Annotated in this window: 27 protein-coding genes; 13 read left to right on the top strand and 14 right to left on the bottom strand. The window is 62.8% G+C overall.

Features of this window, described 5'->3' with window-relative positions; all coding sequences use genetic code 11:
- The first annotated feature begins 62 nt into the window (after window positions 1-62).
- Together PSH81_RS23455 and PSH81_RS23460 are read left to right on the top strand one after the other, a co-directional pair.
- Window positions 63-950 carry a neutral zinc metallopeptidase gene (locus tag PSH81_RS23455; protein ID WP_226455778.1) on the top strand — a complete coding sequence of 296 codons (888 nt, stop codon included), beginning with the start codon at window positions 63-65 and terminating at the stop codon, window positions 948-950.
- Window positions 951-1,925, top strand: coding sequence for an alpha/beta hydrolase (locus tag PSH81_RS23460; RefSeq protein ID WP_226455779.1), 975 nt, complete (start codon window positions 951-953; stop codon window positions 1,923-1,925).
- 128 nt (window positions 1,926-2,053) lie between these two features.
- Here PSH81_RS23460 and PSH81_RS23465 read toward each other — a convergent pair whose 3' ends face one another.
- From PSH81_RS23465 to PSH81_RS23475, 3 genes are read right to left on the bottom strand one after another with little or no spacing between them, the layout of a single operon-like run.
- Complete coding sequence (locus tag PSH81_RS23465) at window positions 2,054-2,641, bottom strand: HAD family hydrolase (protein ID WP_226455780.1); 588 nt, start codon at window positions 2,639-2,641, stop codon at window positions 2,054-2,056.
- On the bottom strand, window positions 2,638-3,507 hold the full coding sequence (gene tesB / locus PSH81_RS23470; RefSeq protein WP_192298996.1) for an acyl-CoA thioesterase II: 870 nt from the start codon (window positions 3,505-3,507) through the stop codon (window positions 2,638-2,640). Before tesB ends, PSH81_RS23465 begins: the two co-directional genes overlap by 4 nt.
- A gap of 38 nt (window positions 3,508-3,545) precedes the next feature.
- Window positions 3,546-4,115, bottom strand: a complete 570-nt coding sequence (locus PSH81_RS23475) for a GNAT family N-acetyltransferase (protein WP_192298997.1) — start codon at window positions 4,113-4,115, stop codon at window positions 3,546-3,548.
- A gap of 75 nt (window positions 4,116-4,190) precedes the next feature.
- Here PSH81_RS23475 and PSH81_RS23480 point away from each other — a divergent pair, with 75 nt between their 5' ends.
- Entirely contained in the window at window positions 4,191-5,111 is a 921-nt protein-coding gene (locus PSH81_RS23480) for a histone deacetylase (RefSeq protein ID WP_226455783.1), read from the top strand.
- 171 nt (window positions 5,112-5,282) lie between these two features.
- Complete coding sequence (locus tag PSH81_RS23485; RefSeq protein WP_305391570.1) at window positions 5,283-6,509, top strand: TIGR03862 family flavoprotein; 1,227 nt, start codon at window positions 5,283-5,285, stop codon at window positions 6,507-6,509.
- A gap of 127 nt (window positions 6,510-6,636) precedes the next feature.
- Here the strand turns inward: PSH81_RS23485 and PSH81_RS23490 are convergent, their stop codons facing one another.
- Window positions 6,637-7,971, bottom strand: a complete 1,335-nt coding sequence (locus tag PSH81_RS23490; RefSeq protein WP_226455785.1) for a DEAD/DEAH box helicase — start codon at window positions 7,969-7,971, stop codon at window positions 6,637-6,639.
- A 47-nt stretch (window positions 7,972-8,018) separates the two neighbouring features.
- Window positions 8,019-8,915: a drug/metabolite exporter YedA gene (gene yedA / locus PSH81_RS23495; RefSeq protein ID WP_192299001.1), complete on the bottom strand. Its 897-nt coding sequence runs from the start codon at window positions 8,913-8,915 to the stop codon at window positions 8,019-8,021.
- Between the two features lie 160 nt (window positions 8,916-9,075).
- Between yedA and PSH81_RS23500 the strand changes: the two genes are divergently transcribed.
- Window positions 9,076-9,537, top strand: a complete 462-nt coding sequence (locus tag PSH81_RS23500; RefSeq protein WP_305391571.1) for an Lrp/AsnC family transcriptional regulator — start codon at window positions 9,076-9,078, stop codon at window positions 9,535-9,537.
- 189 nt (window positions 9,538-9,726) lie between these two features.
- Here the strand turns inward: PSH81_RS23500 and PSH81_RS23505 are convergent, their stop codons facing one another.
- On the bottom strand, window positions 9,727-9,990 hold the full coding sequence (locus PSH81_RS23505; RefSeq protein ID WP_226455787.1) for an acyl carrier protein: 264 nt from the start codon (window positions 9,988-9,990) through the stop codon (window positions 9,727-9,729).
- A 491-nt stretch (window positions 9,991-10,481) separates the two neighbouring features.
- On the opposite strand from PSH81_RS23505, the gene PSH81_RS23510 reads away from it, so the two are divergent.
- Window positions 10,482-10,778, top strand: coding sequence for a DUF3077 domain-containing protein (locus tag PSH81_RS23510; protein ID WP_226455788.1), 297 nt, complete (start codon window positions 10,482-10,484; stop codon window positions 10,776-10,778).
- 156 nt (window positions 10,779-10,934) lie between these two features.
- On the opposite strand, the gene PSH81_RS23515 is transcribed toward PSH81_RS23510, so the two are convergent.
- From PSH81_RS23515 to PSH81_RS23525, 3 genes are all read right to left on the bottom strand, one after another.
- A complete protein-coding gene (locus PSH81_RS23515) occupies window positions 10,935-11,546 on the bottom strand; it encodes a PolC-type DNA polymerase III (RefSeq protein WP_226455789.1) in 612 nt (203 codons plus the stop codon).
- 25 nt (window positions 11,547-11,571) lie between these two features.
- On the bottom strand, window positions 11,572-12,048 hold the full coding sequence (locus PSH81_RS23520) for an NYN domain-containing protein (protein WP_305391572.1): 477 nt from the start codon (window positions 12,046-12,048) through the stop codon (window positions 11,572-11,574).
- A 128-nt stretch (window positions 12,049-12,176) separates the two neighbouring features.
- Entirely contained in the window at window positions 12,177-12,914 is a 738-nt protein-coding gene (locus PSH81_RS23525) for a DUF2076 domain-containing protein (RefSeq protein WP_226455790.1), read from the bottom strand.
- Between the two features lie 181 nt (window positions 12,915-13,095).
- On the opposite strand from PSH81_RS23525, the gene PSH81_RS23530 reads away from it, so the two are divergent.
- The 3 genes from PSH81_RS23530 (at window position 13,096) to PSH81_RS23540 (ending at window position 16,179) form a co-directional block, all read left to right on the top strand.
- Window positions 13,096-13,755, top strand: a complete 660-nt coding sequence (locus PSH81_RS23530; protein ID WP_192299007.1) for a YciC family protein — start codon at window positions 13,096-13,098, stop codon at window positions 13,753-13,755.
- 39 nt (window positions 13,756-13,794) lie between these two features.
- Window positions 13,795-14,880 (top strand): endonuclease/exonuclease/phosphatase family protein, encoded by a 1,086-nt coding sequence (locus PSH81_RS23535; RefSeq protein ID WP_305391573.1) that lies wholly within the window; start codon window positions 13,795-13,797, stop codon window positions 14,878-14,880.
- A 279-nt stretch (window positions 14,881-15,159) separates the two neighbouring features.
- The gene (locus PSH81_RS23540) at window positions 15,160-16,179 is read left to right on the top strand and encodes an alpha/beta hydrolase (RefSeq protein WP_226455792.1); all 1,020 of its coding nucleotides are present in this window, start codon (window positions 15,160-15,162) and stop codon (window positions 16,177-16,179) included.
- Window positions 16,180-16,331: 152 nt separating this feature from the next.
- Here PSH81_RS23540 and hrpB read toward each other — a convergent pair whose 3' ends face one another.
- Window positions 16,332-18,839, bottom strand: coding sequence for an ATP-dependent helicase HrpB (gene hrpB / locus PSH81_RS23545; RefSeq protein ID WP_305391574.1), 2,508 nt, complete (start codon window positions 18,837-18,839; stop codon window positions 16,332-16,334).
- A 215-nt stretch (window positions 18,840-19,054) separates the two neighbouring features.
- Between hrpB and PSH81_RS23550 the strand changes: the two genes are divergently transcribed.
- The gene (locus PSH81_RS23550) at window positions 19,055-19,474 is read left to right on the top strand and encodes a polyribonucleotide nucleotidyltransferase (RefSeq protein ID WP_192299011.1); all 420 of its coding nucleotides are present in this window, start codon (window positions 19,055-19,057) and stop codon (window positions 19,472-19,474) included.
- Between the two features lie 14 nt (window positions 19,475-19,488).
- Window positions 19,489-20,382, top strand: a complete 894-nt coding sequence (locus tag PSH81_RS23555) for a cation diffusion facilitator family transporter (RefSeq protein ID WP_305391575.1) — start codon at window positions 19,489-19,491, stop codon at window positions 20,380-20,382.
- Here PSH81_RS23555 and PSH81_RS23560 read toward each other — a convergent pair.
- A complete protein-coding gene (locus PSH81_RS23560) occupies window positions 20,379-21,464 on the bottom strand; it encodes a DUF6515 family protein (RefSeq protein WP_305391576.1) in 1,086 nt (361 codons plus the stop codon). The genes PSH81_RS23555 and PSH81_RS23560 overlap by 4 nt on opposite strands.
- Window positions 21,465-21,879: 415 nt before the next feature.
- On the opposite strand from PSH81_RS23560, the gene PSH81_RS23565 reads away from it, so the two are divergent.
- Both PSH81_RS23565 and PSH81_RS23570 read left to right on the top strand, forming a co-directional pair.
- A complete protein-coding gene (locus PSH81_RS23565) occupies window positions 21,880-22,359 on the top strand; it encodes an Lrp/AsnC family transcriptional regulator (protein WP_017735654.1) in 480 nt (159 codons plus the stop codon).
- 197 nt (window positions 22,360-22,556) lie between these two features.
- A complete protein-coding gene (locus PSH81_RS23570; protein WP_025999909.1) occupies window positions 22,557-22,766 on the top strand; it encodes a DUF2788 domain-containing protein in 210 nt (69 codons plus the stop codon).
- On the opposite strand, the gene PSH81_RS23575 is transcribed toward PSH81_RS23570, so the two are convergent.
- From PSH81_RS23575 to PSH81_RS23585, 3 genes are all read right to left on the bottom strand, one after another.
- Window positions 22,761-23,396, bottom strand: a complete 636-nt coding sequence (locus PSH81_RS23575) for a pseudouridine synthase (RefSeq protein WP_305391577.1) — start codon at window positions 23,394-23,396, stop codon at window positions 22,761-22,763. The genes PSH81_RS23570 and PSH81_RS23575 overlap by 6 nt on opposite strands.
- Before the next feature lie 70 nt (window positions 23,397-23,466).
- Window positions 23,467-24,939, bottom strand: a complete 1,473-nt coding sequence (gene amn / locus PSH81_RS23580; protein ID WP_305391578.1) for an AMP nucleosidase — start codon at window positions 24,937-24,939, stop codon at window positions 23,467-23,469.
- 182 nt (window positions 24,940-25,121) lie between these two features.
- The gene (locus PSH81_RS23585) at window positions 25,122-26,774 is read right to left on the bottom strand and encodes an acyl-CoA dehydrogenase family protein (protein WP_305391579.1); all 1,653 of its coding nucleotides are present in this window, start codon (window positions 26,772-26,774) and stop codon (window positions 25,122-25,124) included.
- Window positions 26,775-26,786 lie beyond the last annotated feature (12 nt).

Below are 26,786 nucleotides of genomic sequence, written 5' to 3' on the forward strand. Positions count from 1 at the left end.
TCCAACGAACTTGCCACAGTTAAGTTTCAACTTATAAAAGGCTTATCGAGAGGATTGCCCCCATGCTATGGAAAAAAGGCCGACGCAGCGACAACGTGGTGGACGCCCGCGATGACAGTGGCGGCGGCGGTGGCGGCATGCGCTTCGGTGGCGGCAAGGGCCTGAGCCTGACCGCGATTGTGCTGATCGTCGGCATCGGCTGGCTGACCGGCCAGGACCCGTTGCAGATCCTCGGCCAACTCACCGGGCAGATGGAGCAGGCGCCGTCGGTCAGCACCCAGACGCGCCAGGCGCCGGCGGCCAATGACGAACAGGCCGACTTTGTCCGCGCCGTGCTCGGCGATACCGAAGACACCTGGGCCCAGGTGTTCCAGGAAAACGGCCTGACCTACAAGAACCCGAAACTGATCCTGTTCCGTGGCCGGGTGAATTCGGCCTGCGGTGGCGCCACCTCGGCCAGCGGCCCGTTCTATTGCCCGGCCGACCAGCAGGTCTACCTGGACCTGGATTTCTTCCGCGAAATGTCGCAACGCTTCCAGGCCGCCGGCGACTTCGCCCAGGCCTACGTGATCGCCCACGAAGTCGGGCACCACGTGCAGACGTTGCTCGGCATCTCGGCCAAGATCCAGACGGCCCGCCAACAAGGCCGGCAGATGCAGGGCGACGGCGGCCTGCTGGTGCGCCAGGAACTGCAAGCCGACTGCTTCGCCGGCGTGTGGGCCAACCGTGCGCAAAAACGCTTGAACTGGCTGGAGCCCGGCGACATCGACGAAGCCCTGAACGCCGCCAACGCCATCGGCGACGACCGTTTGCAGCAACAGGGCCAAGGCCGCGTAGTACCGGACTCGTTCACCCACGGCACCTCGGCGCAACGCGTGCGCTGGTTCAAGACCGGCTTCGCCCAGGGCCAGATCACTCAATGCGATACCTTTTCCGCCAAGAGTCTCTAAATGAATAAACGACTGGCATTGCTGCTGGGTCTGTTCGTCAGCTGTTCAACGTTCGCCGCTGGGCACGACATCAAGGACAGCGACCTCGATCGTTTCCCACTCAAGGCCGGGGATCTCAGCCTGGGCTTGAGCCAGGACTGGCGCCAGCCGCTGCCAAACGTCACCCGCGCGCTGATCATCGTGCATGGCCGCCTGCGCGATGCCGCGGCCTATCTGCAAAGTGGCGAGCAGGCCGCCGAGAATGCCGGGCAAGCCACCCACACCCTGGTGATTGCACCGCGCTTTCTGACGGAGGCGGATGCGCGGCACGAGCATCTGGACAAGCGGATACTGCGCTGGACCGACAACGGCTGGATGGCCGGCGAACCGTCCACCGGCCCGGGCCCGATCAGTTCCTATGGCGCCCTCGACCAGATCATCAAGCACCTGGGCAACCGCAAGCTGTTCCCAGCGCTCAAGGAAATCGTGGTGGCCGGGCACTCCGGCGGTGGCCAGGTGATACAGCGTTTTGCCCTCACCAGCCACGATCATCCCAAGCTGCAAAGCGAAGGCATCGGCCTGCGGTATGTGGTGGCGAATCCTTCGTCCTACGCCTACTTCAGCCCACAGCGGCCGGTGCCGTTCGATGCCGCCAGTTGCCCAGGCTTCAACGACTGGAAATACGGCATGCAGAACCTGCCGGCCTATGCCAAAGGCCGCAGCGTCGAACAGCTGGAGCAGGCTTACGTGTCACGTGACGTCACGTACCTGCTGGGCCAGCAGGACATCGACCCGAAGCATCACGCGCTGGATATAGGCTGCGAGGCACAAACCCAGGGCGCGTATCGGTTGATTCGTGGGCACAATTATTTCGACTACCTCAAGCAGCGGCATCCGCAGTTGCGTCATACGCTGGTGGAAGTGCCCGGTGTCGGGCATAACGGCGATGGGATGTTTACGTCGCCGCAGGGGCAGAAGGTGTTGTTCACGCAATAAAACTGTGGGAGCGGGCTTGCCCGCGAAAGCGGTGGGTCAGTCGATCGATGTATAGCTGACACACCGTATTCGCGAGCAAGCCCGCTCCCACACGAGCCAGCTCCCACAGTTGATCTTCATTGTCTGTGTTAGATCATCCGGCGCAAGGCCGCGCAGTCCTCGGCATGCCAATCGGCAAGTTCCGGCCACGGGTTCTGCGCCAGGTTGACCAACACCGTCCGCGCCCCCGCCGCCCGACCGCACTCCAGGTCAAAGCGATAATCGCCGACCATCACCATTGTGCTCGGCGCCACATCCCATGCCGCCGCCAGTTTCAACAAGCCATCCGGGTCCGGCTTGGGCTGCGCATCATCACGCCCCAATACGTCCTCGACGGCAAAGCAGTCCGCCAAACCAATCGCCTCCAGAGTGATGTGCGCCAGTTCCCGCGCATTGCGGGTCAGGATGCCCAGGCGATAACCGCGCCCGGCCAGTTCACGCACCAGTTCCACTGCGCCCTCGGCCGCGACCGAACCCAGGGCCAGCTCGCGCTCATGTTCCAGCAACCACCCATGCTTGGCCGCCGCGAGGTCCTTGGGCAGGGCAGCCAGGTGCGTGAGGATGTCGTCCTGCGCAGGAATCTCCAGGGCCTGGCGGATCGCCGCAAAGTCATGCACGGCCACCGTCAGGGTGCCGTCCATGTCGAATACCCAGTGCTTGATGTGCGACAGGCTCACGTCCAATCCTTGCGATGGCGGATCAAGCCTTCCTGCGTTACCGAAGCCACCAATTGCCCCGCGCGGTTGTACACGCTGCCACGGGAGAACCCACGGGAATTGCCGGCCCACGGGCTGTCCATGGCGTAGAGCAACCAGTCATCGGCGCGCAGGTCGGCGTGGAACCACAGCGCGTGGTCGAGGCTGGCGACCTGCATGTCTTTCTGCCACACGGTCTTGCCATGGGGCAGCAACGAGGTGGTCAGCAAGCCGAAGTCCGAGGCGTAGGCCAGCAGGTATTTGTGCAGCGCAGGCGTGTCGGCCAACGCGCCGTCGGCACGAAACCACACGTACTTGACCGGGTCGGACGGCTGCGGGTTGAACGGGTCTTTTTCGGTGACCGGGCGCACTTCGATCGGCTTGGGGCACAGCAGCTTGTCGCGCATATGCTCGGGGATCAGGTGCGCGCGTTGCTGGGTCAGCTCCAGCTCCGACGGCAGGTTTTCCGGGCCGACCACCACGGGCATGGTGCTCTGGTGTGCGAAGCCCTCTTCGTCGTACTGGAACGAGGCGCTGCAGGTGAAGATCGGGTTGCCCTTCTGGATCGCGGTGACCCGGCGCGTGCTGAAACTGCCGCCATCGCGCACACGGTCGACCGAATACACAACCGGCAATGCTGCATCACCGGGACGCAGGAAATAGCCGTGCAATGAGTGCACATGCCGCGCTTCTTCTACGGTCTGGCTGGCCGCCGACAGCGACTGGCCGAGCACCTGGCCGCCGAACAGTTGACGAAAACCCAGGTCCTGGCTGCGGCCGCGAAAGAGGTTTTCCTCGATCGGCTCCAGGGTCAGCAAGTCCACCAGATCTTCCAATACTTGGCTCATAGAGCAACTCCTACAATCTATGGGGCATTCCGGTCTGCTTATCCGTGCAGCGTGTCCAACCATTGGGCGCGGGTGATGCGGTACAACACATGATGGCGCAGCGGGTCATCGGCTGCGACCTTGGGGTGTGCAAAATCTGCCAGGGGATCGTAATGCATACCGATGGCCTGCATGACTTTTTGTGATGGCATGTTGGCTTCGGTGGTAAAGGCGACGACTTCATCCAGCTGCAAGCGATCGAAGCCGCAGCGCAACGCCGTCCACGCCGCTTCGCTGGCGTAGCCCAGGCCCCAATGTTCGCGGGCCAGGCGCCAGCCGATTTCCACCGCCGGGGTGAAGGCGGCGTCAAAGCTGACATGCTGCAAGCCGGTCAAGCCGATGAACTCGCCGCTGTCCTTGCGCTGCAAGGCCCACAGGCCGAAGCCATATTCGGCGAAGTGGCCACGAATGCGGCCGATCAATGCAGCGCTTTCCAGGTGGCTCAGCCTGGCCGGGAAATAGCGCATCACCTGTGGGTCGGCGCACATGCGCGCAAACTCCGGCAGGTCGCTGTCGCGCCATTGGCGCAGCACCAGGCGCGCACTTTCCAGTTCGAGTATCGGCTCCATGGGTCCCCTCCCTTGCCATGTGCGTGAGTGTACAACGCGGGTAAGATCCGTCGCAGGTTCCCGTCAGATAATCCCATGCCTTTACCACTGATCTACCACGATGATTACAGCCCCGAGTTCCCGGCGGACCACCGCTTCCCCATGGACAAGTTCCGCCTGTTGCGTGACCACTTGGTGTCCAGCGGGTTGACCGAGGACAGCCAACTGCTGCGCCCGCAACTGTGCCCACCCGAGATCCTGGCGCTGGCCCATGACCCCGGCTACATCGAACGCTACATGGGCGGTGAACTGTCCCGCGAAGACCAGCGCCGCCTCGGCCTGCCGTGGAACGAAGCCCTGGCGCGGCGTACCGTGCGGGCGGTGGGCGGCTCGATCCTCGCCGCCGAACAGGCGCTGGAACACGGGCTCGCCTGCCACCTGGCGGGCGGCACGCACCACGCCCACTACGATTACCCGGCGGGCTTTTGCATCTTCAACGACCTGGCGGTGATCAGCCATTACCTGCTCGCCAGCGGCCGGGTCAATCGCGTGCTGATCTTCGACTGCGACGTGCACCAGGGCGACGGCACCGCACGCATCCTCCATGACACACCGGAGGCCATCACCGTGTCGCTGCACTGCGAAAAGAACTTCCCCGCACGCAAGGCCCAGAGCGACTGGGACATCCCGCTGCCCATGGGCATGGGCGACGGCGACTACCTCAAGGTGGTGGACGATGCGCTCAATTACCTGCTGCCGCTCTACCAGCCGGACCTGGTGCTGTACGACGCCGGCGTCGACGTGCACAAGGACGACGCCCTCGGCTACCTCAAGCTGACAGACCAAGGCGTCGCCGCCCGCGATGAAAGCGTGATGCGCCACTGCCTGGGCCGCGACATCCCGGTGATGGGCGTGATCGGCGGCGGCTACAGCAAGGACCGCCCTGCCCTGGCCCGCCGCCACGGCATCCTGCACCACAGCGCACAACGGGTGTGGACGTCATCAGGTTGTCATTGAGTTGTGCGCGTTACCCACAATGCCTGTGGAACGGCCTGTGGATAACTTGAGCGTAAGCACCTAAGAGTCAATATCTGTAAGGCCTGTAGGAAGCTGTACATTTTTTGATCAGGCGTTTGCGCTGTCCTCGGGTAGAATGCTCGGCCTGTTTATCCGACCGTAGCCCTCGCCATGCCCCAGACCGCACCCCAACACGTCACCATCATCGGCGGCGGCCCCGCCGGGCTGATGGCCGCCGAAGTCTTGAGCCAGGCGGGGCTGCGCGTGGACCTGTACGACGGCATGCCGTCGGTGGGGCGCAAATTCCTGCTGGCCGGTGTTGGCGGCATGAACATCACCCACTCCGAAGCCTACCCGGCGTTTCTGTCGCGCTACGCCGAACGAGCGCCGTACATCGCCCCGCTGCTGCGTGGATTTGGCGCCGAAGCATTGTGCGAATGGATACATGGGTTGGGTATCGAAACCTTTGTCGGCACCTCCGGCCGGGTGTTTCCTACCGACATGAAAGCCGCCCCCCTACTGCGCGCCTGGCTCAAGCGCCTGCGCGACCAGGGCGTGGTTATCCACACCCGGCACCGTTGGACCGGCTGGAATGCCCACGGCGATTTACTTATCCACAGTCTCGACGGCGAAAAAACCGTGCGCGGCGATGCGGTACTGTTGGCCCTCGGCGGTGGCAGTTGGTCGCGCCTGGGTTCCGACGGTACCTGGCTCAAGCTGCTGGAAGGCAAAGGCGTGCCCTGTGCCCCGCTGCAAGCGAGCAACTGCGGCTTCGAGGTGTCAGCCTGGAGCGAGTTGATGGTCAGCAAATTCGCCGGTGCGCCGTTGAAAAACGTCGCCATCGGCTTGGGCGACGACAAACCCCGGCTGGGGGAATGTGTGATCACCGCCGCCGGTATCGAAGGCAGTTTGATCTACGCGTTGTCGGCGCCGATTCGCGAGGCGATCAATACAACCGGTTCGGCCACCGTGAATATCGACCTGTTGCCGAGCAAGCCTGTGGATAAGGTTCAAGCTGCATTGGCCAAGCCCCGTGGTTCGCGCTCGATGAGCAAACACTTGCACAGCCAGTTGGGGCTGGATGGCGTGAAAGCGGCGTTATTACGCGAGTTGGCGCCCGCCGAACACTTCAACGATCCGGCGCAGCTGGCCGCCGCCATCAAGGCCCTGCCGCTGACCCTGGTGAAAACCCGGCCGATGGACGAAGCGATCAGCACCGCCGGCGGCGTGCCGTTCGAAGCGCTGGATGAGCGCTTGATGCTCAAGCAATTGCCAGGCGTATTTTGTGCCGGAGAGATGCTGGACTGGGAAGCACCGACGGGCGGGTATTTGCTGACGGGGTGTTTTGCCAGCGGGCGAGCGGCTGGGCGGGGGATGGTGGAGTGGCTTAAACGCTGAGGTTTGGATTCAAAGCTCCCTTCGCGAGCAAGCCCGCTCCCACATTTTGACCGCATTTTCATGTCGAAACTCGGTCGAGTGTGGGAGCGGGCTTGCTCGCGAAGGGGCCATCAGCCACAGCGCAAAATCACTTCTTCTTACGCGGCCCGGTATTAAACACAGGTACCTTGCGCACCGGCTTGATCGAAGGCTCGGCCGGCGCCGCGTCACCACTGTCCACCCACTTGCCCAGGTTGCGCTTGCCGCCACCACCGGAAGTTTTAGGTTTCTTCGGCTTTTTCGGTTTCTTCACCACCTGGCCGCTGGCATCGGTGTCCGGCACACGGTGCTCCGGTTCAAAGTCCGGCTCCATCTTGCGGGTCAACGTCTGACGCGTGAGCATCTCGATGGCCGACAGCATGTTCACTTCATCGGCACACACCAGGGAAATCGCCTCGCCGGTGTTGCCCGCACGCCCGGTGCGGCCGATGCGGTGGATGTAGTCCTCGGCCACGATCGGCAGGTCGAAATTGACCACCAGCGGCAGGTCTTCGATGTCCAGGCCACGGGCTGCCACGTCGGTGGCCACCAGGATCTGCACTTCGCTGGCCTTGAAGCGGTCCAGCGCACGCTGGCGGGTCGCCTGCGGCTTGTCGCCGTGGATGCCATCGGCGTTGATGCCCAGGCCCTGCAATTTGTCCACCAGCGCGTCCACGCCGTTACGGGTCTTGGCGAACACCAGCACCTGTTTCCAGCGACCCTTGCGCATCAAGTGCACAAACAACTCCGGCTTGCGCTTCTTGTCCACCGGCACAACCCACTGCTTCACGGTGTTGGCGGCAACGTTGCGCGGGCTGACTTCGATGCTCAGCGGGTCGTTGAGCATCTGCCCGGCGAGCAGGCGGATATCATCGGAGAAGGTCGCGGAGAACAGCAGCGTCTGGCGCTTTTTCGGCAGCATGCGGTAGATGTTCGCCAGCTCTTCCGAGAAGCCCAGGTCGAGCATGCGGTCGGCTTCGTCCAGCACCAGGGTTTGCAGCTGATTAAGCTTCAGCGCGTTCTGGCGGAACAGGTCGATCAGGCGGCCAGGGGTGGCGACCAGGATGTCGACGCCCTTGCGCAGCTTCATCATCTGCGGGTTGATGCTCACACCGCCGTACACCGCGTAAGTGGTCAGCGGCAGATTTTGCGCATATTCGGCGACGCTGGCGTGCACCTGCTCGGCCAGCTCGCGGGTCGGGCACAGGATCAGTGCACGCGCCGAGTTGGCGGCGACTTTCGGCCCTTCCATGGTCAGCAGTTGCAGCAGCGGCAGGGCGAAACCGGCGGTCTTGCCGGTGCCGGTCTGGGCCGCAGCCATCAGGTCGCGACCGGCCAATACCGCCGGAATGGCTTGCGCCTGCACCGGCGTCGGGGTCTGGTAGCCGAGCGTCTCAAGGGCGCGCAGCAAGGGTTCGATCAGGCCAAGGGAGGCGAAAGTCATGTAGTTACCGTAGGAAAATTCAGCGCAAGCACGCAATGCGCCGCAGTTTACCTTATTTCCGGCTTGGGCTTGCGCCACTGGGGCAGGCTGATCAGCAGGACGGCACTGATGATTACCAGCATCGCCAGGGCTTCCTCCATGCCGATGGTCTCGCCGACGAACACAATCCCGAGCAACACCGCCACCGCCGGGTTCACATAGGCATAACTGGTCGCCGCTGCCGGACGGACGTGCTTGAGCAGGTACATATAGGCGTTGAAGGCGATGATCGAGCCGAACACGGCCAGGTACGCCAGGGCCAGCCAGCCTTCGACGGGAGGCATGGCGTGCAGGCGTTCGCCGGTGAGTGCGCTGCCGATCAGCAGCGTTACGCCCGCCACCAACATCTCCGCCGCACTGGCCATCGCGCCCTGGGGCAGCGGCAAGCGCCGGCTCCACACCGAACCGAACGCCCACGAAGCGGCGGCAAACAGCAGCAACGCAGCGCCCATCGGGCTCGATTGCAAGGTGCTGCCCATATTGAGCATGGCGATACCGGCAATCCCCAGGATCACTCCCGCCCATTCCAGACGGGTATTACGCGCACCCCAGAAATATCCACAGAGCAAAGTAAACAACGGCACCGTCGCCACCGCCAGCGCGGCCACCCCGGACGACACCCCGGAATGTTCGGCCAACGTCACCGCGCCGTTGCCGAAGGTCAGCAGCAAAATGCCGATCTTCGCGCACGCCTTCCACTGCTCCCACGTCGGCGCCGGCACCCCGCGCCAGCGCAGGAAGCCATACATCACCGCCCCCGCCGCCAAAAAGCGAATCCCGCCGAGCATCAGCGGTGGCCAGTACTCCACGCCGATGCGGATCACCAGGTAGGTGGAACCCCAAATCACATACAAGGCAAAAAAGGCGGCGATCAACGGTAAGGGAAAGCGACTTGGGCCAGGCATTGGGTGGCTCTATGGCAGGAGATGGGATGCTTATTCTAAAAAGGCAGGCCTATAAACATAAGTTACAAAACCTGTTTAAACCGCCCATACACTTTTCAAAGCATGGTTATGAAGGCTATAACCCATGCTTTCGAAAGCCACGCGTGACTGGAGCCTTATCATGGACAAATACGACCGCATGCTCCTCAGCGCCCTGCTCGAAGATGGCCGTGCGTCCTACGCGCAACTGGCGCGCACGGTGAATCTCTCGGCACCGGCCGTGGCTGAGCGGGTGGCCAAGTTGGAGGCCAGCGGGGTGATCACGGGGTATCAGGCCAAGGTGGATCTGTCCAAGGTCGGCTTGCCGATTCAGTGTGTGATTGAACTGCGGTTGACCAACCACGGCAGCCAGAAGGTGTACGACGCCCTGGCGGAAATCCCCGAGCTGACGGAGTGCCACCGGGTGACGGGCGACCCGTGCGTGATCATGCAAGCGGCGGTGGGTTCTATGCCGGAGCTGGAGAACCTGATCAACCGGGTGGCGAAGTTCGGGTTCAGCAAGACGTCGATCATCTTGTCCAGCGCGATAGAGCGGCGGGTGCCGTTGGCGCAGTTGGAGAGCAATGGGAAAAATGGCGGCTGACTCCGATCGTTCCCACGCTCTGCGTGGGAATGCAGCCCTGGACGCTCTGCGTCGATTCTTGAAGTCGTGACGCGGAGCGTCACAGGAGGCATTCCCACGCGGAGCGTGGGAACGATGAACAGGCCAGCTCCCACAGTTGGAATGCATTCAACTGTGGGAGCTGGCTTGCCTGCGATGACGTCAGTTGCCTCACAGCGGACTTGAGCGCTGTTCAATCAGATCGACAACCTGCTTGATCGTGGTGATGTGATCCCAATCTTCCTGAGTCGCATGCAGGTTGAATTGCCACTTGATCTGCATGATGAAACAGGTCAGGTCGTCATCGATGATCTTGAAGTCATGGATGAAGTCCGTTTGCTCCGACACCTGGCTTCGGTCGATAAAGCCAATGATTTCGACGAACAGCTGAATGACCCTTTCGCTGATCTGGGCTCTGGTGAGACTACCTTCCATTTCTTGCCTCATAGGCGCACTTAGACAAGCGTGATAGTTAAGTCACAGGTCAAAGTTTTATGCGGATTGAGACAGGAACCAGAAGGGTCTGACGGCACCATCAGACTTAACCTACCGATAGCTCTAAAATCGGCTCAAAGGCCCGGAATTTCAATGGCCAGCAAGACCGATCTCTTTCATTTGAGGGATGTTTCCTAGAGAATTCCACGGCCTTGTTTACGTCGGATCAGGTAGATAGTCTCGCCCAGTCATCGAATATTCGGTGAACGGACGTGCAAGTCCGATGGCAAGAAGGCTCATAAATCAACCTACAGCTTGACGCTCAGCTTCCAGGCTCTGCGCTTGCCCGTTATGGCAGCTGTGCGTGGGAGACCTTCGGGTCTGCTGGGTTTTCGCTTCTTGCCCCGGTCTTGCACACCTACGCACAGTTGCCACCCTATTCGCGTGCAAGCGGACGGTGGCAGCTTCTTCCTTAGCAAGAGGTGTTTACCATGGTCAAAGTCACCCCCGATCCACCCAGTTTTCTCAGCGAAGACGCCCTGCTCCACCGCCGAGCCATCGACTACTACCTCAAAGCGTCCGCCCCGGATGCGCCGAACTTCATTCTGAATGACAACCTGAGCTTCGAAGACGCCCTCGCCCATGCGGCGGATTTGCTGCATTGCGCGGTAGAGACAGCACACTCATCGGCAGAATCAATGAATGTGCAGCAGCGGGCAGTGATGCATCTGGTGGAGATGGCGAAGGTGGTCGTGGATCAGACGCTGGATTGCACACAGTCTCGATGAACGACACATGACCCCTGTGGGAGCGGGCTTGCCCGCGAAGGCGGTGTGTCAGTCAATATTTCCGGCGACTGATCCACCGCTTTCGCGAGCAAGCCCGCTCCCACACAAGCCCGTTCCCACATTTGGATCTTTGGGGTTCTTGGGATTGTGGTGAGGTTAGAGCGCGCGATGTTTCTTCAGGTGTTCGGTAATCTTCGCCGCCGGGACTTTCTGCAAGCTGCACAGCAAGTCATGGGACAGTTCGCGCAAACCATGCGTACCGCGCAGTTCCTGCGCCAGGTGCGCCGTAAGGTTGGCCGCCATCTCCGCATCCGCCATCGCCCGGTGAGCCTTGCCGGTGTGGGGCAACTGGGCGAACGCATTCAGGGTGCCGAGTTTGTGGTTCGGCGCCGAGGGCATCAAGCGCCGCGCCAGCAGCAGCGAGCAGGCAAACTTCTGCAGGCGGGTGCGGCGGATCAGGCCCAGCTCGAAGTCCCAGAACTTCTGGTCGAACGCGGCGTTGTGCGCCAGCAGCGGGGTGGTGCCGACGAACTCGTTGACCTCGTTCATCACCCGCTCGGCCGGCGGCGCGCTGCGCAGCATGGCGTTGCTGATGCCGGTGAGTTGTTCGATGAACGCGGGCACGTGCACGCCGGTTTTCATCAGGCTCTGGTAGCGGTCCACGATCTGACCACGCTCAAGGATGACCACGGCGATTTCCGTGGCGCGGCACTGGCTGCTCGGGCTGATGCCGGTGGTTTCAAAGTCGATGACCGCTATACGTTCCAAACCTGTTCCAACTCCGTTCCACAATTTATTTGAGCAGCAGCGCGCCTTCGATCGGCACGTAGCGGCTGGCCGCACGTATCAACGAGGCGGCCGTCAGCCCCGGCACGCCGTAGGCCACGGCTTCGACGCCATGCTTGTTGATGATGCGTTCGAGCAGCATGTCGAAGTCCCCGTCACCGGAAGCCAGCACGATTTCGTCGACGTGGTCCGCGGCGTCCATGATGTCGAGGGTGATGCCCACGTCCCAGTCGCCCTTGGCCGAGCCGTCGCTGCGCTGGATGTACGGCTTGAGTTTTACCGTGAAGCCCAGGTTGCGCAGGATCTGCTGGAACTGCTGCTGCTTGCTGTCGCCACGGTCGATGGCATAGGCGTACGCCTCGACGATCTGCCCGCGGGCGCTGATGTCAGCCCACAGGGCGGCGTAGTTGAAGTGGCAGCCATACGCTTGGCGCACGGTGTAGTAGAGGTTTTGTACATCGGCGAACACTGCAATTTTCTTCACCGCACTTCCCCATGACAGCCACTTGGATGCCGGACGCGCACGTCCGCAAAGGCGCCAGTATGCCAGCCACGGGGAAGTTTCCGAGAAAAATCAGCCCGGCGCGACAAAGCGCACCGGGCTTGGGAGCATCAGACGAAGGAATCGTCGTCGCCGAAGGAGGAGGAATCGTCGGAATAATCGCTGTCGGCAAAGCTGTCCGAGTTGTTGCTGCCCCAGTTGTCGTTGCCGGCAAACTTCTGGTCGTCATTGCCCCAGCCACCTTGATCGCTGGCCGGTGCCGGTTGCTCGATGATTTCTTCCACCACCTGCGGCTGCTGGTTGTGATGGAACAGGCTGCTGATGCCTTCCGCCAGCAACACACCGCCGGCCACGCCAGCGGCGGTTTTCATCGCACCACCAAGGAAGCCGCTGCCAATCGGGGCGGCGGCAGCGGGAGGCTGTTGATAACTTTGTTGCGGCGCAGGCGCCTGGTTGAACGACGGCCGCGCCGGTTCACGCCAGCCGCCCGTAGACGCCGGAGCGCTCTGGGCCGGTTGCTGCTCACGGGAACCGCCACCGCCAAAGATGCTCGACAGAAAACCACCGCTGCTCGGCGCTGGCTGGGCCGATTGGGATTTGGCTTGTTGCAACTCTTCCTGCAACTGCTGGATCTGTTGCGCCTGTTGCTTGTTCTGCGCGTCGAGGCTCTTGAGCGCGTGTTCCTGCACCAGGATCGACTGGGTCATGTAGTACCCGGCCGCCGGTTGGCGCGTCATATGCTCCTTGATCCGCGCTTCGGCCAGGGCGTCGCGGGGGGCTGAGTCCGTTTCGGCTTGTTGCAACCGTGAAAACAGTCCATCGATCAGGGTTTGCTCTTCGCTGTTCATGGCGACCTCGTTAGATTGCCGGTAGAAATCGTGGTCCCGCCTGGAGTCAGGCTGAGGTACATGCTAGTTATGGGGGTGTTACGAGTTGTTTCAATGGTCTTTACTCAAGGTTTACGTTTGCTTACGTCCGGTCACGATCGGTTAAAGTGTTGCCCTTGCTTTCAGGCCTGCGATGAACTTGATGAATCCGTTAGATGTACTGCGCGACTCCCTCCGCTTCACTCAACGCAACCTGGGCGCCATCGTCCAGCTGTGCCTGCCGTTGGTGATTCTCGAAGCCTTGCTGCAACAAGTGCTCAACCACGTGGTGGGCCCCGATGCCTTCCCCGGTTTCAGCGTGGTGGTGGGGTTGTTGGTGTACCCGCTGTACACCGGCGCGTTGATCCTGTTTCTCGACGCCCGCACCCGAGGCGAATCGCCGCGCACCAAGGATGTGTGGGCCATGGCCCTGACCCTGTGGCCACGTTTCGCGCTGCTGACGGCCATCAGCACCTTGCTGATCCTGCTCGGGTTGTCGTTGTACTTCCTGCCGGGCCTGTGGCTGATGGTGGTGCTGGCCTTTGCCGAATACCTGCTGGTGCTGCGCGGCATGACGGCGCTGGAAGCGATCAAGGAGAGTTTTCGCCTGACCCGCGGGCACTTCTGGCGAATCCTCGTGTGCCTGCTGTGCGTGATGACGCCGCTGTGGCTACTCAAGGGCGCCAGTGTCGCGGCCTATCCAGAGCCCGCGCCGTTGCTGGGGCTGGTGATGGACAGCGCCCACAGCTTCCTGCAACTGTTCACCAGCGTGGTGCTGTTCCGTTTATTCATGCTGATCGGTGGCGATGCCGACGCGCGGTGATATGCTCCTGGCACCTCTGAAACGCCATAAGCCGAGCCGATGACCCGTTTATTGCGCATCACCTTACTGGGCCTGCTGATTCTCGCAGGCTTGCTCACCGCCCTGATCTACAGCCTGACCTGGCGCCCCGCCGACAAGGAAATCCTGCCCGTCAGCTGCGTGGCGCCGCGTGCGCCGACCCTGTTGCCAGGGCAGGCGCTCAAGGTCATGACCTGGAACGTGCAATACCTGGCCGGCAAGAACTACGTGTTCTGGTACGACACCGCCGACGGCAGCGGCCCCGATGAGCGCCCGACCGTCGAAGACATGGCCTTCAGCCTGGACGAAGTGGCGCGGGTGATCCGCGACGAGCAGCCCGACCTGCTGCTGTTGCAGGAGCTCGACGAAAACGCCAAGCCTTCCCACTACCAGGATCAACTGGCCCTGTTGCAAGAGCGTCTGGTCGACCTCTACCCGTGCAGCGCCCAGGCCTTCGACTGGAAAGCCGATTTTGTCCCCGACCTGCACATTTTCGGCAGCGTCGGCCGCAAGCTGGCGACCCTGAGCCGCTACCAGATCGAACACGCCGAGCGCCTGCAATTGCCCGCGCCCGAGGCGAACATCTTCAGCCACCAGTTCCAACCCAAACCGGCCCTGCTGCTGACCTACCTGCCCCTGAGCGACGGCGGCCAACTGGCGGTGCTCAATACCCGCCTGGACGGCGATGCACCTGGGCGCAGTGCGGTTCAAGAGCAGGTCCAGGCCACGGTCAAACTGCTGGATAAATTCGAAGGCCGTGGCACGCCCTGGCTGATCGGCGGGGATTTCAACCTGCTGCCCCTGGGCCAATTCCTACGCCTGGACGCCAGCAAACGCGGGCAATATTCGCCGGACAGTGAGCTGCACCTGCTGTGGGACAAATACCCGATGATCCCAAGCAACAGCCAATCCAGCGGCATCGACCGTGAGAAATGGCTGACGAACTTCCCCAACGACCCCAGCCTCGACGGCCCGGATCGCACCCTCGACTACCTGTTCTACAGCCCGCGCCTCAAGCGTGTAGAAGCCCGGGTGCGCCAGGACGACACCCTGCGCATCTCCAATCACCTGCCCGTGATCGCCCGCTTCCTGCTCCCCACCTTGTAGTGAGCGGGCTCGCCCCGCGCCGGGTGGCGCAGCCGCCCCAATCCCATGCACCTCGGTCTCCCTGAAACACCGCGGCGGACCATTTGGGGCGGCTGCGCCATCCGGCGCGGGGCAAGCCCGCTCACTACATTGTCCTTTTTAAGGGGACAATAAATCTCGAATCAGCCTAATTGTCTCTCACTCGACTAGGCCGTAAATTTCCTCCCAAGCCAGCACGCAGACAGCCAGAGGCGCTGAGGCGGCCTTCCAATTCCAATACTTCAAGTGAGCCCAAACGACATGAACACCCTCAACAAAGCCCTGACCGCCACCCTCCTCGCCCTGTCCATCGGCAGCGCTTTTGCCGCCGAAACCGCGGTGCCCGAGCACCAGACCCAGGCGTTCCTCAACGCCCTCGCCGCCGGCGGCGGTCGCCCGCTGGAGCAGCTGAGCCCCAAGGATGCACGGGCCGTGCTGACGGGTGCGCAGAACTCGGTGAAGGTCGACATGTCGGGCATTCAGGTCAGCGACAAGACCATCCAGGCCGACGGCCAGCGCATCAAGCTGACCATCGTGCGCCCTGCCAACGTCAAGGGTGAGTTGCCGGTGTTCATGTACTTCCATGGCGGCGGCTGGGTGCTGGGCGACTACCCGACCCACGCCCGCCTGATTCGTGACCTGGTGGTGGGCTCCGGCGCCGTCGCGGTGTATGTGGACTACACGCCGTCGCCGGAAGCGCACTACCCGACCGCGATCAACCAGGCCTACGCCGCAACCCGCTGGGTCGCCGAGCACGGCAAAGAGATCAACGTCGATGGCACACGCCTGGCGGTGGCCGGCAACAGCGTCGGCGGCAACATGGCGGCGGTGGTGGCGCTCAAGGCCAAGGAACAGCACTCGCCGACACTGCGCTTCCAGCTGCTGCTGTGGCCGGTGACCGACGCCAGCTTCGACACAGCGTCATACCAGCAGTACGCCGAAGGCCACTTTCTCACCAAGAACATGATGAATTGGTTCTGGGACAGCTACACCACCGACGCCAAGCAACGCGCCGAGATCTACGCTTCGCCGTTGCGCGCCACCCCGGCACAGCTGACGGGCCTGCCACCGGCGCTGATCCAAACCGCCGGGCTGGACGTGTTGCGCGATGAAGGCGAGGCCTACGCCCGCAAGCTGGACGCGGCGGGTGTGGACGTGACGGCGGTGCGCTACAACGGGATGATCCATGACTACGGCTTGCTCAACCCACTGAGCACTGTCCCGCAAGTCAAAGCGGCGATGCGTCAGGCCGCAGGTGAACTGAAAGCCCACCTCAACTGATCCAAACACCGTCCTGTAGTGAGCGGGCTTGCCCCGCGCCGGGTGGCGAAGCCGCCCCAAATGGTCCGCCGCGGTGTTTCAGGGAGACCGAGGTGCATGGGATTGGGGCGGCTGCGCCACCCAGCGCGGGGCAAGCCCGCTCACTACAGATTTTATTTGCGCGGTTTGATGCGGGCGGTGGCTTCGGCTACCAACGGGTCATCCGGCCAGTAGTGTTTCGGATAGCGGCCCTTCAGATCCTTCTTCACTTCGGCGTAGGTACTGCGCCAGAAGTTCGCCAGATCTTGCGTCACCTGCACCGGCCGTCGCGCCGGGGACAGCAGGTGCAGCTTGACCACCTGACGCCCGCCGGCGATGCGCGGCGTATCCGCCAGACCAAACAGTTCCTGCAAGCGCACCGCCAGAATCGGCGGCTGCTCGCTGTAGTCCAGACGCACCGACGAGCCCGAAGGCACTTTCACATGCTGCGGCGCCAATTCGTCCAGGCGCTGGGGCAGCGGCCAGGGCAGCAGGTTGTGCAAGAAGCTGGAAATATCCAGGTTGGCGAAGTGGCTCAAGCGCGACACTTTGCCCAGGTACGGCATCAGCCAGTGTTCCAGGCTGGCGAGCAAGGCGCTGTCACTGATGTCTGGCCATTCGCTGGGTTTGCCGGCGTCGAGGTGGCGCAGCAGCATGACGCGGGCTTGCCATTGGCGCAGCTCGGGGGTCCACGGCAGCAACTCAAGGCCTTTGCGTCGCACCAGGTTGACCAGCGCCTGGCTGCGCGCAGATTCGTCGAGGCCGGTGAGCGGCTCGCGGCTCAGCACCAGTTCGCCGACTTTGCGCTGGCGCTCGGCGCGCAGCACGCCTTCGCGTTCATCCCAGTCGAGTTGGTCGACGTTGCGCACTTGCTCGGCGAGCACCGTGTCGAACAGCGTTGGATCAAAATCCGCCGCGAGGTAGATGCGTTCTTCGCGCTGGCCCTGGCGGCTGCCGAGGTCGGCGATCACCAGCCAGGCTTGTTTCATCAGGCTGTCAGCCTCGGCAAACAACGCGGCGCGGCCGTTGGCCAGGCGGTATTCGGCGCCACCGGGGCGACGTTGCTGGGCGACGCGGTCCGGGTAGGCCAGCGCCAGCAAGGCGCCGAGCCAGCGCGGGTGGTCGGGGTCGGCCACTGCCTGCGTGGCCTGGCCCCTCAGGTAGCCACGGTATTGGCGCGCCAGTTGCCTGGCCCGTTGCACGCCGCCCTGGCCGCCGCGTGCGCGTTCTTCACCGGACAGCAGCGCCAGGCGGCTGTGCAGATCCGCGCCGCCACCGCGCAAAATGTCGCGCTCGCCCAACAGCGCGGCGACATCACACGCGGTGGCCGCCAGCCCCAGGTCCTGGCCGCGCAGTAGCAAATGGGCGATGCGCGGGTGGGCCGGCAGCTCGGCCATTTTCTGGCCGTGAGCGGTGAGTGTGTCGTCATTCAAGGCGCCGAGACGTTCGAGCAAATCCTGGGCCTGGGCGTACGCAGCGGTGGGCGGCACATCCAGCCAGACCAGTTGCGTAGGCGTGACGCCCCAACGCGCCAGTTGCAAGGCGAGGCCGGCGAGGTCGGCGGCGAGGATTTCTGCACTGCCGTAGGCGGCGAGGCCCTCGTGCTGGTCTTCGGACCACAAGCGGTAACACACCCCCGGTTCCAGGCGCCCTGCCCGACCGGCGCGCTGGGTGGCACTGGCGCGGGAAATGCGCTGGGTGTCGAGACGGGTCATGCCGCTGCCCGGGTCGAAACGCGGCACCCGCGCCAGCCCGGCGTCGATCACCACGCGCACGCCGTTGATGGTCAGGCTGGTCTCGGCGATGTTGGTGGCCAGCACCACTTTGCGTTTGCCGGCGGGCGCCGGGTCGATGGCCGCGCGCTGCGCGTTGAGGTCGAGTTCGCCGTGCAGCGGGCATAACAGCACATCGCTGCGTTCAGCGAGGGCGTCAGCCAGTTGCTGGTTGACCCGCCGAATCTCCGCCTGACCGGGCAGGAACACCAGCACACTGCCGCTTTCATCGTGCAGCGCGTCAAGGATCGTCTGCACCACGCGCGGCTCGATGAACTCCCCGGCCTGATACGGCCGGCCCCAGCGCATCTGTACCGGGAACATGCGCCCTTCGCTGCGCAGGATCGGCGCGTTGTCCAACAACACAGACAAGCGTTCGCCTTCAAGGGTGGCGGACATCAGCAGGATTTTCAGCGGCTGCTCATCGCGAAACAGTTCGCGACCGTTGAGGCTCAGGGCCAGGGCGAGGTCGGCGTCGAGGCTGCGCTCGTGGAACTCGTCGAAGATCAGCAGGCCCACGCCGTCGAGTGCCGGGTCTTCCTGCAGGCGGCGCGTGAGGATGCCTTCGGTGACCACTTCGATACGGGTGTTGGGGCCGACCTTGCTGTCGAGGCGGATGCGATAGCCGACCGTCTCGCCGACTTTTTCGCCCAACTCGCTGGCCAGCCGCTCGGCTGCCGCGCGGGCGGCGAGGCGGCGTGGTTCGAGCATCAGGATGGTTTGCCCGGCCAGCCACGGTTCGTTCAACAGGGCCAAGGGCACACGGGTGGTTTTACCGGCGCCGGGCGGTGCTTCCAGCACGGCTTCATGGCGATTCGCCAAGGCGTCACGCAGGGCGGGTAAAACATCATCGATGGGCAACGAATTCATACTGGCTCCAAAGCAGAGCGACGAGTATAACGGCGAACTGCCGAGTACCGGTGATGGTCACAGAAACGGTTAAATGTGGGAGCGGACTTGCTCACAAATGCGGTCTGTCAGTTGATGGATAGGCGACTGATACTCCGCATTCGCGAGCAAGCCCGCTCCCACACTGGATCTTCGTCGCTTATAGTCCCGTATCAATCGTATTCAGGAGATTCCCCATGCGTATCGCTTCCCGTGTCATCGGCGGTGTCCTCGCCGTCACCCTGCTGAGCCAATTGACGGCCTGCGGTTCGATCTTCTACCCGGACCGCCGTGGCCAGATCGACGGCAAGATCGACCCGGCGATTGCCGTACTCGATGCCGTGGGCCTGCTGTTCTATGTGATCCCCGGCCTGATCGCCTTCGGTGTGGACTTCGCCACCGGCGCGATCTACTTCGAACCGGGCAAGACCGCCCAGGTGGCCCCCGAGAAGCTGCACGAAGCCATCGGCGCCGACGGCAAGGTCGACAACGCCAAGCTGCAATCCATCATCCAGAAAGAAACCGGCCGCAACCTGCCGCTGGACGACCCGCGCCTGATCCAGTTCAAGGGTAGCGTGCAGCAACTCGCCTCCCTCGGCCTAAAACCCGCCGCCTGAGGTTCGACCCGCCTATGACCAGCAGTCCCGAACACGCCAGGCTTCTGCGCCTGGCTACCCGCGCCTCGGTGGGCGTGGCGTGTGCGTTGATTATCACCAAGGCCATCGCCTGGTGGCTCAGCGGCTCGGTGAGCATGCTCGCCGGGTTGACCGATTCGTTGCTGGACGGGGTGACCTCACTGCTGAATCTGCTCGCGGTGCATTACGCCCTGCGCCCGGCCGATGACGATCACCGTTACGGCCATGGCAAGGCCGAATCACTGGCAGGCATGGCCCAGGCGCTGTTTATCGGCGGCAGTGCGGTGTTGATTGCGCTGCAGGCGTATGAACGCTTGCAGCACCCGGAACCGGTCGGTGCGCCGTGGTTGAGCATTGGGGTGATCATCTTTTCCCTGCTGCTGACCGTGGCCTTGCTGATGCTGCAACACCGGGTCGTGCGCGAAACCGGCTCCAACGCGGTGCGCGCCGACTCGCTGCACTATCGCTCGGACTTGTTGCTCAATGGCAGCATCCTGGTAGCCCTGGGGCTCGCGGCATTTGGCTACCACCAGGTGGATGCCTGGTTTGGCTTGGGCATCGCTGTTTATATCCTGTGGAGCGCCATCCATATCGCCCGGGAAAGTTTTGCGGTGTTGATGGATGAAGAGCTGCCGCCGGACGTCAGCCAGCACATGCTGGAACTGGCCCGTGGCGTGCCGGGGGTGTTGGGCGCGCATGACTTGCGCACGCGCATTTCGGGCAACCACTGGTTTGTGCAGTTGCACCTGGAGTTGCCGGGGGAGTTGACCTTGTCCGTGGCCCACGCCATCAGCGACAGGGCCGCCGATGCCATTCACGACGCCTACCCGCGTGCCGAAGTGCTGGTGCACGCCGACCCGCGGGAAGTGGTCACCGGCAACAAGGCCTAGTACTGCACCTGATAGCCGCGACTGCTCAGGCAGTTGCCCTGGGCCTGGCGGTAGGTTTGCACCACCGCCGGGTCGGGGGCATAGGTGACTTGCTGTGGATCAAAGCCGCTTTGCTGCACGGCCCAGCGGTAACAGTCGTAGCCGTCCTGCTGCACCTGGGCCGGTGACTGGCCGTTGGCGGGATACGCCACCACGTCATACCCGTTGCCCTGGGGCGCCGGCTGGGCGACCGGGACTTCGGTCGGCGGTTGCACCACCACATACTGCTGGGTGCTGCTTTCATAGGTGTAATAGGCACCGGCCGCGAGGAAGAACAACGCGCTGCCCACCCACACTTCCCGCGCGTAGTCCGGCAGATATTGCACGCGGATGCCGTAAGGCGGCGTCACCACCACGTAGCGCGGGCCTTGCGGGCGATACCAGTAACCCCCGGAGAAGAAATAGTCCTGGCCACGGTAAGGCACGCGGTAGTGGCGGTCGGGGAAGCGGTCGATGACATACCCCGGGCGATGCTGCGGGCCTGGGCCCCAGCCATTGCCGTGGCCATCGGGGCGGCCGGGCCAATGGTTATCGCCAGGCCGGTTATTGTTGTAACCACCGCCGTTGTAACCCGGACGCGACCCGGGGCCGCCGGCCTCCCAGTGTGGGTTGCCGTCGTTGCGGCGAGGGATGTCGCGGTAATTGCCCTGACGCGGCTCCTGGGTCTGGCGCACGGTATCGGGACGGCTCTGGATCGGCAGGTTGTTCGACGGCTGTGGCTGCGGCTGTTGCACCGGCCGGCTCGGTTCATTGCCCGGCTGACGACCTTGCCAGTGGTCGTTCTGGCCACTGTGCTGTTCAAAATGCGGATTCTGTTGGCGCGGCTGATTGTTCTCTGGCCGTGGCTGGTTATTCTCCGGCCGTGGCGCATTGTTCTGCGGGCGTGGCGGTTCATTGCCCTGCTGTCGGCCGCCGCCCTGGCCGCGCTCATGCTGGCCACCGCCTTCAGGACGCGGTGTGTTATCACGCTCGTCGGCCATCACGTGGGCGCCCACGGCGACCATCAGCAAACCTACACCTGTCAAACGCCAGATGCGCTTCATGCTATTCCTCACTGCGGATTGGGGCCTGTCCATGAGACTGGAAAAGCGCGGCCCGGTTCTGAGACAGGTTATCAGTCACGAGAACTATTTTCGTGGGCAAAAGAAAAGGGGTGACCCGTCGGCCACCCCTTGAGAACTTCGTCCGTGCTCAACGCTTTTGACGTTGGCTCACCTCACGCCGTCTTGTGGACAGTGTGCAGCCTGGAGGCCAACTCAACCCTGCTGGGGTGGCGGCCGCAGCAGGCCTGATTGGGCGAGCTGCTTTGGACTGTTGTCCAGGCGGTGATTCTGTTGATAAAGATACCTGCTAGCGCCCGGCAGATGATTGCGAAGATTGCGTCAATAAACAGTGCTTGCGCAATTTTTAACCCTTCATGGATAATTCACCGCAATAGTTACGACAAAGGCCAACCCAATGAGCAAGCTTGACCGATACGACCTGAGTATTTTGGCGGAATTGCAGCGCGACGCGAGGATCTCCAACCAGGAGTTGGCCGAACGCATCGGCTTGTCGCCTTCGCCGTGCTCGCGCCGGGTCAAGCAGTTGGAAGACGACGGCTACATCGCCCGCCAGGTCGCCCTGCTCGACCGCAAGATGCTTGGCCTTAGCCTTACGGCCTACGTTCTGATCGGCATGGACCGACATACACCGGAGCGTTTCGAGAACTTCGAGGCGGCGATCCGCACCCTGCCCCAGGTGCTGGAATGCAGCTTGGTCACCGGGATGGATGCCGACTATCAGTTGAAGGTGGTGGTGCCGGACATGGATCACTATCAGAAACTGCTGCTGGGGCATCTCACCCGCATCGACGGCGTGACCAGCGTGCGTTCCAGCTTTGTGCTGAACCAAGTGCTCAATAGCACTGAGTTGCCGCTGACTCACCTGAGAACCTGAGATCACCACTAAACAAATGTGGGAGCTGGCTTGCCTGCGATGCAGGCAACTCGGTGTGTCAGCAAAACCGAGGTGATGCTATCGCAGGCAAGCCAGCTCCCACATTTTGACCGCGCTCGACGCAGATCAATGTAGTGCCTGCGCCCCTGCCTTATACTCCCCCGCCTGCCTTTGTCGGAAATGCCCCCATGAACAACATCGACCCCGCCCTGTTTGAAGAATGGATGATGACCGGCCTGGTCACGATCCTGATCATTTTCATGGGTTTTATCGTCTGGGACTTGGCGAAGAAATCCAAGGCCGGACGCTTTGGCTCGTTCATCCTGTTTTTCGTACTGGGCCTGGGCGTGGCCGCGTTCATCATCAAGAGCGTGGTGATCGGCCTGATCGAGTCCGGCGCCCTATAGGCGCGCCGGCACTTCCTTCCATTGGCCTTGATCCAGGCCGTCGATCGACCAATCGCCAATTCGTACACGCACCAGACGCAACGTGGGCAAGCCCACCGCTGCGGTCATACGCCGAACCTGACGATTTCTCCCTTCACGAATCACCAATTCCAGCCACGTCGTGGGCACGCTTTTGCGAAAGCGTACCGGCGGGTTGCGCGGCCATAATTCGGGCTCGTCCAACTGCCGGGCTTGGGCAGGCAAGGTCATGCCGTCATTGAGTTCCACGCCGTCGCGCAGGCGTTGCAGTTGCTCGGTGGTCGGCTCGCCTTCCACTTGCACCCAATAGGTTTTCGCCAGTTTGTGCTTGGGGTCGGCAATGCGCGCCTGCAACTGGCCGTCATTGGTCAGCAGCAGCAAACCTTCACTGTCACGGTCGAGGCGACCCGCCGGGTAGATGCCGGGGATGTCGATAAAATCCTTGAGGGTCGCGCGCCCGCCTTCGTCGCTGAACTGGGTCAGCACGTCGAAGGGCTTATTGAACAGGATCAGCTTCGGCTCGGCCGGTGGCGCCTTGGCGACACGCCGTGCGGCGCAATACGGGGGTTTCACGCCTGGGCGACGCGAATCGGGACGGGTGGGACGGGACATGGCAAGGAACATCTAACGGTCAGGACCGACAATGCTAGTGGCCTGACCGTTAAATGACCATCCCAACCGCTTAGCGGAACGGCGGCTCGTCAAAGCTGCGCAGTTTGCGCGAGTGCAGTGAGTTGAGTTCGGTGCGCAGCAAATCCACCGCGGCGATGCCGATCTTCAAGTGCTGGCTGACTGCACGCTCATAAAACGCGTTGGCCGAACCCGGCAGCTTGATTTCGCTGTGCAGCGGTTTGTCCGATACGCACAGCAGGGTGCCGTACGGAACCCGCAAGCGATAACCCTGGGCGGCAATCGTGCCGCTTTCCATGTCCACGGCAACGGCGCGGGACAGGTTGATCAGCGGCCGTTCCTGGGCCCAGCGCAGTTCCCAGTTGCGGTCGTCGTAGGTCAGTACGGTGCCGGTGCGCAGGCGTTTTTTCAGCTCTTCGCCTTTTTCGCCAGTGATATTGGCGGCCGCTTGTTGCAGCGCCATTTGCACCTCGGCCAGGGCCGGGATCGGAATGTTCGGCGGCACCACACGATCGAGAATCCCGTCGCGGCGCATATAGGCGTGGGCCAATACGTAGTCGCCGATGGTCTGGGATTGGCGCAGGCCGCCGCAGTGGCCGATCATCAGCCAGCAATGCGGACGCAGCACGGCAAGGTGGTCGGTGATGTTCTTGGCGTTGGACGGGCCGACGCCGATGTTCACCAGGGTCACCCCGTGGCCGTCGCTGGCCTGCAGGTGATAGGCCGGCATCTGATAGCGGTGCCAGACCACGCCTGCGGCAATCGCCGACGCTTCGCCATGGTCCATGGCCTTGTCGATCACCACGTTGCCCGGTAGCACCATGCGGATAAAACGCGGGTCGCTGCGCAATTGTTCCAGGCCATGCAGGATGAACTGGTCAACGTAGCGGTGGTAGTTGGTCAGCAGGATCCACGGCTGCACATGGCGCCAGTCGCTGCCGGTGTAGTGCACCAGCCGGCGCAGGGAGAAGTCCACGCGGGCCGCATCGAACAGTGCCAACGGCAGCGGGTCGGTGTTTTCCCAGTCGTAGAGGCCATCGGCGATGCCATCGGTGGCGGCCGACAGGTCGGTGCTCGGGAACACGCGGGCCAGGGTCGCGGCAGTCACGCCGGAGCCGGCCAGTTCGTCGCCCTGCTCCACCACGTACGGGTACGGGATGTTCTGCTCACTGACGCCCACTTCCACCGTCACGGTGAAGTCGTGCATCAGCGGCACCAGTTGCTCCAGCAGGTACTTACGGAACGCGGCGGGATGGGTCACGGTGACGCTGTAGGTTCCAGGCAACTGGACCTTGGCGTACGCCCGGGTCGTCTGTGGGACTTCGCCGTGGCAGTGGTAGGTCAGGCGCAGTTCCGGGTAGCGAAACAGCGCGCGTTGTTCGGCGTCGGGTTCGACGCGGTCCTTGAGGTATTGCTTGAGGGCTCTGTTGAGTGCGCCGGTAGCACGCTCATGCAGGGCCGCCAGCCGGTCCACGGCTTCTTCGGCGGATTGAACGACAACAAAAGCTTCGGTCACGGTAAGCATCCTGTGTTCTGACGTGCAGGCCTTTATCTTGCCTGTATCCCAGCGCCACTGAAACAGCGGAGTTGGAATGCACTCAATGTGGGAGCTGGCTTGCCTGCGATTACCGTGGGTCAGTCAGCAGTGATTTGACTGACAGACCGCTATCGCAGGCAAGCCGGCTCCCACATTTTGGCCCAATGCTGTCAGAGAGATTGGGGGGTGGAGCGGGCGACGATGGCTTCCACATCCACCCCACGCGGCAAGGTGCCATACACCCGCCCGGACGACTCACCCAACCGGCTGGCAATAAACCCATCACTGACCGCCGCATTTCCCGCCTCCAGCAACAACTTGGCCTGCAACGCCACGGCGATGTCCTCGGTCAGTTGCCGCGCACGGTACTGAATGTCCTGGGTGTCCATGAACGCCGCTTTCAATTGTTCAACATGCCGCGCCAACAATTTATCGCCATGCCCATCCCCCAGTTCGACGAACAGCGCCTCCAACACTCCCGGCTCCTTCGACAACGCACGCAACACGTCCAGGCACTGCACGTTGCCGGAACCTTCCCACGTTGAATTCACCGGCGCCTCACGGTACAGACGCGGCAGGATACTGTCCTCGACATACCCCGCACCGCCCATGCATTCGGCTGCTTCGTTGATCATCGCCGGCGCACGCTTGCAGATCCAATACTTGCCCACCGCCGTCACCAGCCGGGCGAACTTGGCTTCCCGCGCATCATCCAGATGATCCAGCGCGCCGCCCATGCGCATGCTCAACGCCAGCGCGGCTTCGCTTTCCAGGGCCAGGTCGGCGAGCACGTTTTGCATCAGCGGTTGCTCGCTGAGCAGGCGGCCACCCACCGTACGATGGGCGCAATGATGGCTGGCCTGGGTCAGCGCCTGGCGCATCAGAGCGCTGGAACCGACCATGCAATCGAAACGGGTCATGGCGACCATTTCGATGATGGTCGGTACGCCACGACCTTCTTCGCCGACCATCCAGGCCAGGGCGCCGCGAAACTCCACTTCGCTGGAGGCGTTGGAGCAGTTACCGAGTTTGTTCTTCAGGCGTTGGATGTAAAACTCGTTGCGCGTGTCATCCGGACGGTGCCGGGGCAGTAGGAAACAGGTAAGCCCCTTGTCGGTCTGGGCCAAGGTCAGGAACCCATCGCACATCGGCGCCGAGCAGAACCACTTATGACCCACCAGTTCATACGCCTGGCCAGGACCACCGGCGCCCACCGGGTAAGCGCGGGTCGTATTGGCGCGCACATCGGTGCCCCCCTGTTTCTCGGTCATGGCCATGCCGATGGTGGCACCGCCTTTGTGGGCGATACCGACGTTGCGCGGGTCGTATTCGGTGTTGAGGATTTTCGGTAACCAGATGTCAGCCAAGTCCGGCTGCAAGCGCAGGGCCGGGACGCAGGCGAAGGTCATGGTCAGTGGGCAACCGGTGCCCGCTTCGGCCTGGCTATGCAGGTAGGTCAAGCCAGCGCGGGCCACATGGGCGCCGGGCTGCGGGTGTGCCCAAGGCAGCGACGGCAGGCCATGCTCGACGGCGGTGCGCATCAGTTCGTGGTACGCCGGATGAAACGTCACAGTGTCGATGCGATGGCCATAACGGTCATGGCTGCTGAACTCCGGCTTGTGCTGATTCGACAGGAAACCGGCCGCCATCAGTGGTCCACCGGCCAGCGCGCCGTAGGCATCCAGGCGCGTCTCTGCCCAGCCGGCGCCGAAACGGCGCGACCAGTCTTGCAGGGGCAGGTCGATGCGATACAGGTTGGTGCCGTCCAGGGAGGGCGGCTGGTTGGTGACGTCGTGGGTTTCGGCGAATTGATGCAGGTTCATGACGGGCCTCCT

It is taken from the genome of Pseudomonas sp. FP2335, assembly GCF_030687535.1.
Taxonomy (GTDB): Bacteria; Pseudomonadota; Gammaproteobacteria; order Pseudomonadales; family Pseudomonadaceae; genus Aquipseudomonas.

Excerpts from the sequence above, each read along its gene's own strand:
- PSH81_RS23455 (WP_226455778.1), top strand. The coding sequence starts at position 63 with ATGCTATGGAAAAAAGGCCGACGCAGCGACAACGTGGTGGACGCCCGC.
- PSH81_RS23460 (WP_226455779.1), top strand. The coding sequence starts at position 951 with ATGAATAAACGACTGGCATTGCTGCTGGGTCTGTTCGTCAGCTGTTCA.
- tesB (WP_192298996.1), bottom strand. The coding sequence starts at position 3,507 with ATGAGCCAAGTATTGGAAGATCTGGTGGACTTGCTGACCCTGGAGCCG.
- PSH81_RS23475 (WP_192298997.1), bottom strand. The coding sequence starts at position 4,115 with ATGGAGCCGATACTCGAACTGGAAAGTGCGCGCCTGGTGCTGCGCCAA.
- PSH81_RS23480 (WP_226455783.1), top strand. The coding sequence starts at position 4,191 with ATGCCTTTACCACTGATCTACCACGATGATTACAGCCCCGAGTTCCCG.
- PSH81_RS23485 (WP_305391570.1), top strand. The coding sequence starts at position 5,283 with ATGCCCCAGACCGCACCCCAACACGTCACCATCATCGGCGGCGGCCCC.
- PSH81_RS23490 (WP_226455785.1), bottom strand. The coding sequence starts at position 7,971 with ATGACTTTCGCCTCCCTTGGCCTGATCGAACCCTTGCTGCGCGCCCTT.
- yedA (WP_192299001.1), bottom strand. The coding sequence starts at position 8,915 with ATGCCTGGCCCAAGTCGCTTTCCCTTACCGTTGATCGCCGCCTTTTTT.
- PSH81_RS23500 (WP_305391571.1), top strand. The coding sequence starts at position 9,076 with ATGGACAAATACGACCGCATGCTCCTCAGCGCCCTGCTCGAAGATGGC.
- PSH81_RS23505 (WP_226455787.1), bottom strand. The coding sequence starts at position 9,990 with ATGGAAGGTAGTCTCACCAGAGCCCAGATCAGCGAAAGGGTCATTCAG.
- PSH81_RS23510 (WP_226455788.1), top strand. The coding sequence starts at position 10,482 with ATGGTCAAAGTCACCCCCGATCCACCCAGTTTTCTCAGCGAAGACGCC.
- PSH81_RS23525 (WP_226455790.1), bottom strand. The coding sequence starts at position 12,914 with ATGAACAGCGAAGAGCAAACCCTGATCGATGGACTGTTTTCACGGTTG.
- PSH81_RS23530 (WP_192299007.1), top strand. The coding sequence starts at position 13,096 with ATGAATCCGTTAGATGTACTGCGCGACTCCCTCCGCTTCACTCAACGC.
- PSH81_RS23535 (WP_305391573.1), top strand. The coding sequence starts at position 13,795 with ATGACCCGTTTATTGCGCATCACCTTACTGGGCCTGCTGATTCTCGCA.
- PSH81_RS23540 (WP_226455792.1), top strand. The coding sequence starts at position 15,160 with ATGAACACCCTCAACAAAGCCCTGACCGCCACCCTCCTCGCCCTGTCC.
- hrpB (WP_305391574.1), bottom strand. The coding sequence starts at position 18,839 with ATGAATTCGTTGCCCATCGATGATGTTTTACCCGCCCTGCGTGACGCC.
- PSH81_RS23550 (WP_192299011.1), top strand. The coding sequence starts at position 19,055 with ATGCGTATCGCTTCCCGTGTCATCGGCGGTGTCCTCGCCGTCACCCTG.
- PSH81_RS23555 (WP_305391575.1), top strand. The coding sequence starts at position 19,489 with ATGACCAGCAGTCCCGAACACGCCAGGCTTCTGCGCCTGGCTACCCGC.
- PSH81_RS23560 (WP_305391576.1), bottom strand. The coding sequence starts at position 21,464 with ATGAAGCGCATCTGGCGTTTGACAGGTGTAGGTTTGCTGATGGTCGCC.
- PSH81_RS23565 (WP_017735654.1), top strand. The coding sequence starts at position 21,880 with ATGAGCAAGCTTGACCGATACGACCTGAGTATTTTGGCGGAATTGCAG.
- PSH81_RS23575 (WP_305391577.1), bottom strand. The coding sequence starts at position 23,396 with ATGTCCCGTCCCACCCGTCCCGATTCGCGTCGCCCAGGCGTGAAACCC.
- amn (WP_305391578.1), bottom strand. The coding sequence starts at position 24,939 with ATGCTTACCGTGACCGAAGCTTTTGTTGTCGTTCAATCCGCCGAAGAA.
- PSH81_RS23585 (WP_305391579.1), bottom strand. The coding sequence starts at position 26,774 with ATGAACCTGCATCAATTCGCCGAAACCCACGACGTCACCAACCAGCCG.